The organism is Saccharicrinis aurantiacus, from assembly GCF_001660705.2.
Classification (GTDB): Bacteria; Bacteroidota; Bacteroidia; order Bacteroidales; family Marinilabiliaceae; genus Saccharicrinis; species Saccharicrinis aurantiacus.
Genome location: NZ_LYBV02000030.1, coordinates 166,058 through 179,177, shown reverse-complemented (window position 1 = coordinate 179,177; position 13,120 = coordinate 166,058). Strand labels below are relative to the sequence as shown.

Below are 13,120 nucleotides of genomic sequence, written 5' to 3'. Positions count from 1 at the left end.
ACCACAATACTCCTATTTTGGAATATACCACACAAATAGTTTTCTCATTTGTACTCATAAATAACAAAACAACCTTATGATATTTTCACTACTACTCTTTAGATTAGTGTAAATAATTAGTTAGAAACTGGTTAATGAGATTTTATTGGGAGATCATGATGAATTCAATATAAATTAACTAATTTTAGTAATGCCTATAGTAGCATTAGTGGCAGCACTCATATACAGATTATTAACATGTGCATTATGAAAACAAAAACATACAACTCGCTAACCGCATTATTCCTTTTCTTTAACATACTCTCTTTTAATGTAACAGGACAGGAATTTAATGGTAGAATCAGCTTTACTAATGGCACCCCCTGCCCTAATGTAAGGGTTGATATATATAATAATATTAATCCCAACGAAGCCTCAAGCACAACTAGTGACGAAAATGGCAATTATGAACTTGACCTCTCCAACATTTTTTCGCAGCACATTAAATATGCTTATGCGGTGGTTGATTGGCACTCTCAAATTATGAATTTTAATGTGGCCCTAAAAAATCAATCAAAACTAAGACTTGCGATCTATGATATATCAGGAAGAGAAATTGACTTAATAATAAACAAAGATTTTGGTGCAGGTGTGCATCAGTTCTCATATAACTGTTCAAATATAAAAGGCTTACTTGAAAACAAAATGTACTTTGTCAATTTCAAGTCTTCAAATAATAGCAAGAGTGTAAAACTAATTCAGGCAGTAACTAATAGACTCGATTTCTACATTGAGGAATCAAATAGTAATGATTTAAGTACAACCGATTACAACAACTCTCTTTTTACGGCAACAATAAGTGGTGAAGGCTTTCCTACCCACACCATACGAAATCTAAATGCTAACAATAAAACACAAAACTTTATTATTAATAAAGACACCTTCTTACCTTTTCAATGTGGTCAAAAATTCATCGAACAACACAATGGAGATAAATACGTTCCATTCTATATAAAAGGCATTAATCTTGGAGCGGCTATACCCGGAACCAGTCCTGCAGAAATGGCTCCCTCTAAAGAGTTATATGCAAAATGGTTTAAGATGATGGCCAACGCAGGCTATAATACAATTAGAATTTACACCATTCATTACCCTCGTTTTTATGAAGCCCTAAAGGAATTTAATGATGCCAATCAAGGAACTCCACTATACTTGATGCCAGGCGCATGGCTTGATGAGGAATATGAAAAGCCTACCAATTTTTATACTAGCGAAATTTGGTTCGTGAGAGATATAAATGAGAGTACCGAATTTGAAAAAATGCCATTAATGGATTACTTCGATGAACGAATTAGAGAAGTTATAGACGTAATACATGGAAATGCCAATTTACCCGAAAGATGGGGATGGGCATCAGGAAACTATACTGCAGATGTTTCTGAGTGGGTTATTGGCTACATAATTGGAAGAGAAATTTCTCCACACGAAGTAATCGAAACAGATGACGCCAATCCTGATATCAACTCTTACAATGGATTATCATTTAGTATTAACAATGCTAGTCCTACCGAGGCATGGGCTACAGAGCGCTTAGACAAAGCTGTTAACTACGAGATAGAAAAGTACAACCAACAGCATCCCATCAGTTTTTCAAGCTGGCCAACTTTAGACCCTTTGGATCATCCCACCGAAATAGGAGATGAAGATCTCACACAAATCGACCTAAACCACATAAACGAAGACAATGCCCCAGCAGGTTACTTTGCTAGCTATCATGCTTACACGTATTTTCCTGATTTTATATCATGTGATCCAGACTACCAAGAATATAGCGACTATGAAGGCTCAAACAGTTACTTAGGCTATTTAAACGATTTAAAAAACCATTACAATAACCGTCCCCTATTGATAGCCGAATTTGGTATACCTAATGGTTGGGGTGTTGTTAGATATAGTTCAAATGAAATGCATCAAGGGGGTGCCAATGAAGAAACTCAGGCTGCGCAAACAATAAGAATGATGCATAACATTAAAGATGCAGATTGCGCAGGTGCAATACAGTTTGCCTGGATAGATGAGTGGTTTAAGGTAACCTGGATTTATCAGGAAAATGTAAATCCTGATACTCGATTACATTGGCATAATCTGTATAATCCAGAACAAAATTTTGGAATGATTACCTATATTCCTGAGGAAGCAGAATATTCAAATTACGATCAAGATTCCAAATCAGAAAAAATCAAAAACATTAAGTTAGATTCTGATATTGAAGGCTTCTACATTCAACTAGAACTTAAATCAGAACTTACAACAACAGATACTCTTTGGTTAGCATTAGATACCTACGATAAAAATAAAGGTGAGTCTATATTACCTAATAATAAAAACGTGAATAATAGAGCTGAATTTTGTGTAAAACTTACTAATAACGGAGGCAATTTATTTGTTACGAAGGCCTATGACATGTTTGGTATTGGCCTTGAAGGATACCCTGTTGAAGGACAACATTTCTATTCTACAAAAAGTGATGGCTTAGGCTGGAATAAAGTATTATGGCGAAATAAACAAGAAGATGACTATTGTGCCGGAAGCGAATTTGATGCCAGCAAATTAAAATTAAGAGAAGGCAAAAACCCAATTAGAGGAGATGCTGTAATTATTAACGAAAACATTATTACCATAAAACTACCATGGCCCATTATTAACTTCAATAATCCTGCTCAAATGGAAGTTATGGATATATTAGATTATGAACCTAGAAGAGGTACTGGAAAAAACAACAAACAAGTAGAAACGTCTGATGGAATTGCGGTTTCTGTTTTCTTTGAGGATTCAATGATTGAAACAGAAAGGTATAAATGGGAGAAATGGGATTCCGGTTCAATGCCATATACCAAAGAACACGTAAAATCCTCATTCTATATTATCAAAGAATCGTTAAAAAAATTTGAAACCTACTTTGAATAAAACAGATTTAAGTAACTAAAATGCCCTATAATTAAATGAGGTTATAACTACCTCAAATGGTTCTTGTTCTTCAACAGGAGATTTAATCAACCAAAGATTCATCCTGAACTTAGCTTGCTTTAGATTAAAGGCTTTTGGCCTTCTAAAAACACTATTCTGAAGCAAATTGAGAGGGTTAGTAGCATAACTACTTATGAAAATACTATCAGAGTACACCTTAAAAATGTGCTTCGTTTCATCTTGCACCTTGGGCAAATCGAATCTATTAACAATAAAGTCTTTATTAGAGTGTACTACATGCTGAGCATTTAACCCCTCAGGTACATTCCATTTAGATAACTCAAAATCAATTTCATTATAGGATGGTGGATTTTCCGTATCATATAAAAATAAGCCAAACACAACATTATTCGGCATAGTATTATTACAGTAGAAACTAAGCTCGTAAACCCCTTCTTTCAATATAGAATCTGTAATCACTTCTGCACACGACCAATGTGTTTGTTTCTTTTTTAAACTTAGGTGAAGGTTTCCTAATCGATCTACAAAAACATTTTTCTTGTGCAAACCAAAATAATTAGGTCCAGGCCCAACCTTTATACTAGTCACCTTCTCAACCCACAAAAAATTGCTGAATCTTATCAAACCATCCTCAGCTATATAGCACTGACTTTTAGCTTCGGTAAAAAGCATACATGAAACATAAAACAACAGAAGCCTTAGAATCATAAAGTCAATTTTAATAATCTACGAACTAGTTCAATTTTTATCAAAATTAAATGCACGTACCTCTTTTAATAGCTCATCATGCTCAATCACAATATGCGACACCAACCATTTTTTCATGAAAATAATTATTCGAGGAATGATGGTGGTATTACGCATTCTATACTCTTGTTGAAATTGTTTTAACTTTTGATGAAAATATTGATGATGCTCTTTATGTAAATCCTCATTTGTATAAGCAACTTCGTGCATAACATTTTCTTCGAATTCAAAAACACTCACATACTCTGTGAGTACATCTAAAAGAAATTCTACATCAACAAACTCTTCAGACATTGAATTACTAGTACTTATTACATCCTTAAACTTACGGTCTTGGGCACATAATAGGTCTAGAATCATCTCTACTCTTCCGCTAATATTATTTTGTTGTAATTCCATCTTCAAGTATCGCTTTTAAATCCTTTACGACTCATTTTACCCCAACCCTTTCTTTTTCCTCTAATAAAAAAGTCGAAATTCCCTGCTAAAGCAAAAATTACATTTAGTGGATGATATATTAAGATTTCTAGTATTGATATTAGAAATATTTTAAACATAAAACTTACACCCTTATATCTATCATATAGATATTTCTCAGAAAATACAGAAAATGCAGAATAAAGGACCGAAAATGCGAGAACGAAAATCGTATATAATAACACAAACTTTAAATTAATACGTCCCAAAGCAGACATAATGATAAAGTAAGTAATACCAATAAACTCAAAAACCGGACCTAACCATTCAAACATTACCCAAAATGGGAATGCAATTAAACCTACTCTGCCATATTTAGGATTACCAAACATTTTACGGTGTTTTGATAAAGAATCTATCAACCCTCTGGTCCACCTATTTCTTTGACGATATAGAACACCCAGGCTATCGGGAACTTCAGTCCAACAAAGCGGATCCGGGATAAAAGCAATTCGATAGGGAACTTTTTCTACCTCATGCATATATTTTCGCATACGTATTACTAATTCTAAATCTTCACCAACAGTACTTGTATCATAGCCGCCCACTTTTTGCACCAAATCCTTATCAAATAAGCCAAAAGCGCCAGAAATAATTAATAAACCATTAATTCTACTCCAAGCCATTCTGCTCAAAATAAACGCTCTAAAATACTCTAGAATCTGAAATTGTGCCCATATATTCTTAGGAAAAACAACTTTCGTAAGTTGTCCATTCTCAACTGTACAAGAATTAGCCACGCGTATAACCCCGCCTGAGGCTATTACCTTTTTCATTCCATACTCCTCAAGAAAGGGTTTAACCATACGATATAGAGCATCGGGTTCTATAATGCAATCAACATCGATACCCAAAAATAAATTGGAGCGAGAAATATTAACTCCGGCATTTAGGGCGTCCCCCTTCCCATTATTCTCTTTATCAACTACAATTAGATTACTATAACTAGGGTTTGTCGATTTATATACACCTCGAACATTAGCTGTTTTTATAACGTGTTCATAAGCATAATTTATTTTAACTAATTGATATTCTTGAATAACTAATTTCAAACTATCATCAGTACTACCATCATTCACTACAATAACTTCAAGACTATTATAATGTAATGAAAGGAGACTCCTTATATTGTCAACAATACTCATTTCTTCATTATAACAAGGGGCAATAATGGAGATTGATGGTAAAACCTTAAACGTAGCTATCTTGGTGAAGTCAAAATATTTATTTCTGCGAGTATAAAACCTTAACTCAATACTGGATATAACACCAATGAGCAAATAGGATATGAATAACAGCGACCCATAAATGAAGAAAAAAACATTAAATCCTTTATGTAGATATTCGATCCATTCCATAATTAAACGCCTATGTGTATATCTGCAACTTCTCTTAAAACCACCTTAATATCAGAGTCCTCGCTCTTATAAAATTTACTAATCCTATCAAATCTTTCTTTAAATAATATTCGCATCGATTCTAACTTAACCTGTAAACACCCTTTAACAATGGCTTTCTCAAGTAAGTCGTAGAGTCTATTATTATAGATACCGTACGAACTTTTCAGAATCATTAGTTGTATTCGGTCATTTTCTTGAAAAAAACGATCTACAATAATATCAGCAGCTTCATCTTTTGGTACTAGATTCAAAAATGCATCCCATGCTAAATAATTAATCGTATAATCCTCATTGCCTATAAAATTCAAGATTAAGATTAAACTTTTTCTACTCTTACGATATCTATATTTTGATAAGATTAACCCTACAATGATTTTCCTCTTAATAGGAGATGCTAAGAAGTCGTGATAATCAATATTCATCTTAAAATTTTTAATTACCGCGCTTACAATAAAATTGATATCTAAGAGAGAAAGATCGTGAGATGTACCAACAAACTCAGCTAACTTATTGTCGCCCTCCACCATTCGTATCAAAGCTGCATAAGCATCGCTTCTTAATGCAAAATTATTAGATTTTGAATATTTAAATAAGCAATCTATATAACGCTGTTCCTTTATCCTTAAATAGGAGATGAAACGCATTGCCAAAATCCTATCACTTAAGTGATAAGAATACAAGAATTGATCTATATATTTTTCAATATTAATTTCCTTTATTAATTGCTTAAATTCTTCACTATGGTTTTCAGCAACCATTTCTTGTACCTTGGCAATAGACAAAAAAAAGGCCTCTACCCTCATCTTCTGATTCCCAAAGCGCTTCATTGTTTTTCGTAATCCATCGCGCTCTGCCTTGGTTTTATATTTATCAGCGTATAAATATTCTACAATTACATTTACATATAAGCTTGTTAATCGAGGTAAAAGGTTAGCCACCCTAGCTCTTTTGTAGGTAATATAACTACTCATTAGAACAAAGCCCAATACTCCGCCTGCACATATAAAAATAAAATAGCCTACTAAAATAGTCCACCATTCAAGATGGATAAAAGGATTAATATATTGCGCTCCGTTTATAGTAATACTTGGCAAGAATAATAAGTACAGTATCACAAAAGGAATTAGTAAAAGAACCACCCGAATAATCCACTTTATATAATGTAGTATATGTAATGAATATATCTGTCGCATAATCAAAACCTATGTTTAAAAAGAATATCAAAAATAAACCTATCTCGATAATAATCTTTTCTAATCTCTTCATGACCGTAACCTATCGACAACCTTAATTCGTTGGTTTTTCCAATTGCCGTATTTCTCTGTAAGCTAAATCTATAAACATTATGCCATTCATTATTTTTTCCTATTACATAAAAATACAAATCGTCAGGTGAATTGCCATAACCAAGCTCTGTACCCCAATAACTTATAGGATTGCGTCCGTACATACGTGCATTGAGTATACCCATAAAGTTATAACCTCCATCTTTTAAGGCGACATAAGGTCTTGCGCTAATCCACCAATTAGAGATATATTTTGCCATGGAGGCAGTAAAAACGATAGCATCACTACTCGGAAAATTAAGATATCGCGCACCTAAACTCGCCTCATAACCTCTTCCGAAAGGCATGTAGTATTCAAAACCTAATTTATGTTTTGAAAATAAGTTATTATTGAAACCAAAACCGTAGTTGGCGTAAAAATAGTTACCGTTGGAGAAGTTATGATACCAATCAACTTCAGGTTGATAATCTTGTAAATCAAATCGATTGGCATAATTTAAACGAACTATCCAGATATCCTTACTATTTCTCAATCCATAATCTACATAACCTAGATGCTGCGGATCAATCGATTCTTGATCAAACATCTCTAATCGATAATAAAACGAAACAACATTAGATTTATCTAAATTCATTAGATAGTTATATAAATCACTTACATCGGCTGAATCTAATAAATTGGGCTGTTGAATTATACTACGTATTCCGGCGGAATATTGTTTTAAGCCCTTATAAGCCAGAGCTTCTTTCATTGTTAGGTTATGCTGATTATCATATTCGTTTTTCTCTGCTATTTTAATTGTTTTCAACAATTCAGAATATTCGCTATTCCACAATAACACATTTAACCACGAATCATATAGATTTGATGTTTTAGGATCGTTATTATATACCTTTGTAATCTGTTTTTTAGATTTATCAAACTCACCTTGCCAAGCATATACATTTGCAATAAACAGTCGTACATCACCTCTGGAAGAATCTAAAGTGAGGGTTTGTTGTGCTTTTGCAATAGCATCTGTGTATTCACTAACTCTTGCATGATTTATAGCAACATTGAATAAAGAATCAATATTTACTTGCGCATTACAGTTTAATGTAATCCAAAATAACAGTATTAATAAGCTTATATTTTTACAATTTTTTCTCATTCATTTACTAAAGTAGTAAAAAATTGTATTTGATCAACTAAACCATCTGGAACAAAAGGCTTATTAATCACTTTAGTAGCTCCTGCAGCAAGTGCTCCGTTTTCATCAAGAGTATTATTAGTGAAATATAATATTGGTGCACAAATTTCTTTATTATTGCGCAGATACGCTAAAAGTTCAAACTGTGAAGTACCAGCAATAAAGTTATCTAACAATACTGCATCATATACTTTACCTGATGAGTTTGATTTAAGCTCAAAAAGATTATGACTCTGCGTAAAATTTATCTTTCCAAATCGATTTAACAACAAGCGATAAATGATTGATGAAAATATAGTGTCTTCCGTGATTATATGTATATTTGGTAATTTCATAATTCCTAAGATTTAATATAAATTTAATAATTAGGCCTGTTACCTACTGTATATCAGTGCCTTTTATTTATCAACTACCAAAAACGATTGATTAATTATCAAAAAATAACGTCCAATGGTTAATGACATCTTTAAGACTGTTGTTTAGATACTACTAGCGCTAATTTGTATCCTTAGAGTCCAAACAATAATTTGTTGGTGTTTCGTTAATTACAATTCAAAAATATATCATATCATTCATCTAAATTGTCATTCTCGTTAAGGGCACTTTATGCTTCGATGAATGGCATTGATGGACAGTTAAACTATACTACATCATCTACCCTAATGTGTTATGGAAGGTGTTTAGTGTACTTCAGTAAACTACATGAGAAAAGGAACTAGAACAACGAAAATCATAAAGACACCAACTAATAACCACACTGAATTATTTAAGAAGCCACCTACCTATGTTTAAGTAACATTCATATACCCTTTAAAAAACGAAAGTCATCAAGCATATTTATTACATTTGCCACTTCATTTAATTACGATCAAGTATCGATGGCAGACATATATTTATTCAACCCTACTGGAGAAATGGCTATTGCAAATGGCAATCATAGTTACATGGCCCCTAAAATGCTTCGAATTTTTGAACGCGATTTAGCATTTATGCCTACATACTTTGCAAATGACCATGATATAATTTTATGTGATAACAAACCCTATGATTCATTTTTAAAGGAATGGCAAACGCTTGGTCTACCAAAAACAAATTACTTAAGCATTAAAGAAGCTCTTAAGGCTGATGACATAAACTATCTGAAACCATGGAGCTGGAATCCTGCCAGCCATCACCTACTAAGAAACTTAAAACTCTTAGCTAGTGATGCGTTTAAAACATCTCCTAACCACAAATGGAATAACACTAACAAACTTTTCTTCAGCCGAGAATCGTGCAATAAGGTTCAGAAATATATTTTTAACAACATTAATAATTCATCTATTAAAATATCGAAACCAGCAATAAGTCTAAATTCAATTGAAAAGGTTAAAGAATGGCTTACTATCAATAAGAAAGCAGTAATAAAAATGCCCTGGAGCTCAAGTGGAAGAGGTATACACATTGTGGACTTACAAAATAACAGACCCTTAAATTTAGAATGGGTATCTGGAGCAATAAAACAACAAGGTTTTGTTTGTATAGAACCGTTGCTAAATAAGGTTAAGGATTTTTCATACCAACTTAAACTTAATAAAAATAGGGAAATTGATTTTTTAGGCATTTCACATTTTAACAATGATTATAAAGGTCACTTTACAGGAGGCATTATTAACTGGCCTCATAAGGAGAATGAAATCAGCAACTTCTTTAATGAAGAGGTTATTCAAGAAACATCAGGAGCTTTAATTCAAGCCATTTCGAGCATCAGCCCAAATAAACATTACGAAGGGTACTTAGGGGTAGATGGCATTATTTATAGAGGTGAAAACAAGCAATTAAAGATTCACCCTTGTCTTGATATCAATTGGAGGTATAATATGGGGAATGTGAACATTATGCTCCCCAATTATGTGGCACCTAATAGCAAAGGAGAATGGAAAATTGACTCATTTAAGGCAGGTGAATGGAATGAGTTTACTAGAAGTGAGAGCAAAAAAAAGCCACTTAAAATAAGTGGCGGAAAAATATCTTCAGGCTTTAAAGCTCTAACTCCTCCTGCTGATAATGCAATGTTTGGAGCCTGGCTTGAGGTTTTTGAATAACAACACTTATCGCATTGCCTGAACTTGGCCTCTATAAATATCCTCTTCAAATACCTTTTTAAAATGAATGGTTCTTAGCTGAAATCCTAAGGATACATAAAACATTCTGGTTTTATTAAAATTGCTAAAATCAACAGAACCTCTATTATAGTCGCTATTTAAAAAGTCTTCTAAATAATACTTAAACTGTAAATTTGCCCCCTTTGGTAACTGTATACCAACAAAAACCGAAGGCACAAAAGTATTTACTTTATCACTAAACCACTCTGAGGTTTTATATTTTTGGCCGGCTTCCCAATACTTCTCTTTATAGTGAAACATCCACTCATATTCTGCACCACCATAAATAAAAAATCGCTTATCAAAAACCCCTAATTTAATTGCCAAAGGTACACCCAAACTGTATGAACGATGAACTCGTTTTTCAATATCATAATCAGCATCATTGGTTATAAATCCAACATTTCTAATTGCTCCTCCTGTATACAGACCAATATTATTGGTGAAATCAAAATTTAAATATTGTGCGTAATGAAACCACGCTGTAAAACGCATTGGGCTTCGAACATCAATATCTTCTCCCCCAATATCCATATTTACATCCGCACTTGAAAATATCAATTCAATACTAGTTGTTCCGTATACATTTGTTTGTGCTTGGCTTACAAAAGGAATCGCAATTATTGCGATAAATAGCAGTAATCTCATCAGTAATCGTTTTAGGTATATTTTACTTGCGAATTTAAACAAAACAGCGAAACCTACAATTATTTTTCTATTCTGTAACTTTAATATAATACTCAGTTTATACTACTCATGTATAATTGGGCAAATTATTGAATAGGCAATTAATGTTAAATAAAGAAAAGTTTGGATCTAATTTTAAATGGGGCACTACCATATGCGCATTCCAAAACGAGGGCTGGGCTAACTCGGATAATAAAGGCCAATCTATTTGGGATGATTTTACAAGTGACGCGAAGAACATTAAAAATAACGATGCAATAAATAATGCTAGTAATTTTTATAAAGACTATGAAAAAGACATCAGGATAGCTAGTTCACTAAATCTGAATACTTTTCGTTTTTCACTCTCATGGACAAGGATATTTCCTAATGGTAAAGGCGAAATAAACCCTGAAGGTGTAAAGTTTTACCATAAGGTGATTGATTGCTGCATTGAGAATAATCTGGAGCCATGGATTACATTATACCATTGGGATTTACCCAAGAAATTAGAAGAACTTGGAGGATGGACTACTCGATCAATTATTAATTGGTTTAGCGAATATGCGAACTTCTGCAGTAATGAGTACGGCGAAAAAGTTAAGCATTGGATTGTACTTAATGAACCCATGAGTTTTACTGGTCTTGGTTATTTTATGGGCTACCATGCACCAGGAAAAACAGGCATCTCTAACTTTTTAAAAGCAGCGCACCACACAGCTCTTTGTAATGCTGATGGGGCACGAATAATAAGAAAAAACGTAAAAAATGCAATAATAGGTACAGCTTTCTCGTGCTCGTATGTTAAGCCAATAAATAAAAGCAGACTTAATAAAAAATCGGCTCAACGCGTTGAGGTTATGTTGAATCGATTTTACCTAGAACCTACTCTAGGGTTAGGATACCCTACTGATGTAATGCCCGGGTTAAATATGATCAATCGCTATTTTAAAGATGGCGACCTCGAAAGGTTAAAATTCGATTTTGACTTTATTGGAATTCAATATTATTTCAGAGTGGTTACTAAATTTAGTCTATTTCCACCTGTTTTATTCGCCAGTGAAATTGAACCTAAAAAACGCACTCGCAATTTAAACACAATGGGATTAGAGGTATACCCTCAGGGCCTTTCTAAAGTATTACAGTTTTACAATCAATACGACGGAATAAAAAATATAATTATTACAGAAAGTGGTGTTTGTTACGATGACCATTTAACAAACGGAAAAATATACGATATAAAAAGACTACGATACCACAGAAGAATGCTCAAAGAAATTTTAAAATGCAAAAAGAAAGGCATTAATATTACAGGCTACTTTATATGGACCTTGATAGATAACTTTGAGTGGAGAGAAGGTTTTGAGCCAAGGTTTGGTTTGGTACATAACAATTTTGAAACTCAGAAAAGAACTATAAAATACAGCGGACTATGGTTCAGAAAATTCTTGAGAATATGATGCAACACATTATTGTAACTTTGGCCTTTAAAGTTTACAAAAATGTAGCTTAATAATTACAGTACCTGGTTGCTTCAAAGATCAAAACAAGAGCATACCTAGGATATTATTGACATACACAAATTGTAAGCCATGTAGTAATAAGAGGTGGCATTATATTGGTTGTGGAATTAATTTCTACTAATTCTTATTTACTATGAAAGTTATATTTTTTGAAAAGCCAGGATGTATTAATAACACCAAACAAAAAGCGCTATTGGCTGAGCACAATGTTGAAGTTGAAGCCAAATCTTTACTTACAGAGCAATGGACAAAAGAAAGCTTGCGTCCTTTTTTTGGCAACTTACCGATTAATAAATGGTTTAATAGCACAGCTCCAAGTATAAAAAACGGTAACATAAAACCAAGTGATTTTGATGAGGAAAGTGCAATAGAGGTAATGCTGAAAGAACCATTATTAATTCGACGACCTCTAATGATTATTGACGGTCATCGTGTATGTGGTTTTGATCACCCCAAAGTGCAAAAGTTAATTAACAACATTGATACTTCTGAATTATTGGTTTGCCCTCAACAAAATAATAAATGTGATTAAGCCATTACTTGCTTAAACCCGCATTATGCAATGGGATATTGTATATAAAAGCTTAAAATGCAATAAACCAATAACTTTATGAAATGAGACATAGCATCGTTATGGTGAGTTGAAAAAAGTAAGCGAAGCGTCTTGTTGTAAAGTAGTTTCAGCTTGTAATAGATAGCCTATTGCATATTGCGGGTTAA

General features: G+C 33.1%; 11 protein-coding genes. 4 read left to right on the top strand and 7 right to left on the bottom strand.

Annotation, left to right across the window (positions count from 1 at the left end; genetic code table 11):
• Positions 1-246: 246 nt before the first annotated feature.
• Positions 247-2,946, top strand: a complete 2,700-nt coding sequence (locus A8B35_RS13575; RefSeq protein WP_068473521.1) for a hypothetical protein — start codon at positions 247-249, stop codon at positions 2,944-2,946.
• Between the two features lie 15 nt (positions 2,947-2,961).
• Here A8B35_RS13575 and A8B35_RS13570 read toward each other — a convergent pair whose 3' ends face one another.
• The 6 genes from A8B35_RS13570 to A8B35_RS13545 are packed head-to-tail and all read right to left on the bottom strand — an operon-like array spanning position 2,962 to position 8,402.
• A complete protein-coding gene (locus tag A8B35_RS13570; RefSeq protein ID WP_075603177.1) occupies positions 2,962-3,675 on the bottom strand; it encodes a LamG domain-containing protein in 714 nt (237 codons plus the stop codon).
• A 30-nt stretch (positions 3,676-3,705) separates the two neighbouring features.
• Positions 3,706-4,113 carry a hemerythrin family protein gene (locus A8B35_RS13565; protein WP_068473516.1) on the bottom strand — a complete coding sequence of 136 codons (408 nt, stop codon included), beginning with the start codon at positions 4,111-4,113 and terminating at the stop codon, positions 3,706-3,708.
• Positions 4,114-4,115: 2 nt separating this feature from the next.
• A complete protein-coding gene (locus tag A8B35_RS13560; RefSeq protein ID WP_068473513.1) occupies positions 4,116-5,549 on the bottom strand; it encodes a glycosyltransferase family 2 protein in 1,434 nt (477 codons plus the stop codon).
• A gap of 2 nt (positions 5,550-5,551) precedes the next feature.
• Positions 5,552-6,784, bottom strand: a complete 1,233-nt coding sequence (locus tag A8B35_RS13555) for a hypothetical protein (protein ID WP_075603176.1) — start codon at positions 6,782-6,784, stop codon at positions 5,552-5,554.
• 2 nt (positions 6,785-6,786) lie between these two features.
• Complete coding sequence (locus A8B35_RS13550; RefSeq protein ID WP_068473507.1) at positions 6,787-8,028, bottom strand: YaiO family outer membrane beta-barrel protein; 1,242 nt, start codon at positions 8,026-8,028, stop codon at positions 6,787-6,789.
• A complete protein-coding gene (locus A8B35_RS13545; protein ID WP_068473504.1) occupies positions 8,025-8,402 on the bottom strand; it encodes a PleD family two-component system response regulator in 378 nt (125 codons plus the stop codon). The genes A8B35_RS13550 and A8B35_RS13545 overlap by 4 nt, the downstream gene beginning before the upstream one ends.
• A gap of 543 nt (positions 8,403-8,945) precedes the next feature.
• Here A8B35_RS13545 and A8B35_RS13540 point away from each other — a divergent pair.
• Positions 8,946-10,151, top strand: coding sequence for a hypothetical protein (locus A8B35_RS13540; RefSeq protein WP_068473502.1), 1,206 nt, complete (start codon positions 8,946-8,948; stop codon positions 10,149-10,151).
• 6 nt (positions 10,152-10,157) lie between these two features.
• On the opposite strand, the gene A8B35_RS13535 is transcribed toward A8B35_RS13540, so the two are convergent.
• Positions 10,158-10,859: a hypothetical protein gene (locus A8B35_RS13535; RefSeq protein WP_068473499.1), complete on the bottom strand. Its 702-nt coding sequence runs from the start codon at positions 10,857-10,859 to the stop codon at positions 10,158-10,160.
• Between the two features lie 143 nt (positions 10,860-11,002).
• Between A8B35_RS13535 and A8B35_RS13530 the strand changes: the two genes are divergently transcribed.
• Both A8B35_RS13530 and A8B35_RS13525 read left to right on the top strand, forming a co-directional pair.
• A complete protein-coding gene (locus A8B35_RS13530) occupies positions 11,003-12,337 on the top strand; it encodes a glycoside hydrolase family 1 protein (RefSeq protein WP_139314899.1) in 1,335 nt (444 codons plus the stop codon).
• 196 nt (positions 12,338-12,533) lie between these two features.
• A complete protein-coding gene (locus A8B35_RS13525) occupies positions 12,534-12,932 on the top strand; it encodes an ArsC/Spx/MgsR family protein (protein ID WP_068473493.1) in 399 nt (132 codons plus the stop codon).
• Positions 12,933-13,120 lie beyond the last annotated feature (188 nt).

Coding starts and splice junctions, on each gene's coding strand:
- A8B35_RS13550 (WP_068473507.1), bottom strand. CDS start 8,028: ATGAGAAAAAATTGTAAAAATATAAGCTTATTAATACTGTTATTTTGG.
- A8B35_RS13570 (WP_075603177.1), bottom strand. CDS start 3,675: ATGATTCTAAGGCTTCTGTTGTTTTATGTTTCATGTATGCTTTTTACC.
- A8B35_RS13565 (WP_068473516.1), bottom strand. CDS start 4,113: ATGGAATTACAACAAAATAATATTAGCGGAAGAGTAGAGATGATTCTA.
- A8B35_RS13560 (WP_068473513.1), bottom strand. CDS start 5,549: ATGGAATGGATCGAATATCTACATAAAGGATTTAATGTTTTTTTCTTC.
- A8B35_RS13530 (WP_139314899.1), top strand. CDS start 11,003: ATGTTAAATAAAGAAAAGTTTGGATCTAATTTTAAATGGGGCACTACC.
- A8B35_RS13575 (WP_068473521.1), top strand. CDS start 247: ATGAAAACAAAAACATACAACTCGCTAACCGCATTATTCCTTTTCTTT.
- A8B35_RS13555 (WP_075603176.1), bottom strand. CDS start 6,784: ATGCGACAGATATATTCATTACATATACTACATTATATAAAGTGGATT.
- A8B35_RS13535 (WP_068473499.1), bottom strand. CDS start 10,859: ATGAGATTACTGCTATTTATCGCAATAATTGCGATTCCTTTTGTAAGC.
- A8B35_RS13525 (WP_068473493.1), top strand. CDS start 12,534: ATGAAAGTTATATTTTTTGAAAAGCCAGGATGTATTAATAACACCAAA.
- A8B35_RS13545 (WP_068473504.1), bottom strand. CDS start 8,402: ATGAAATTACCAAATATACATATAATCACGGAAGACACTATATTTTCA.
- A8B35_RS13540 (WP_068473502.1), top strand. CDS start 8,946: ATGGCAGACATATATTTATTCAACCCTACTGGAGAAATGGCTATTGCA.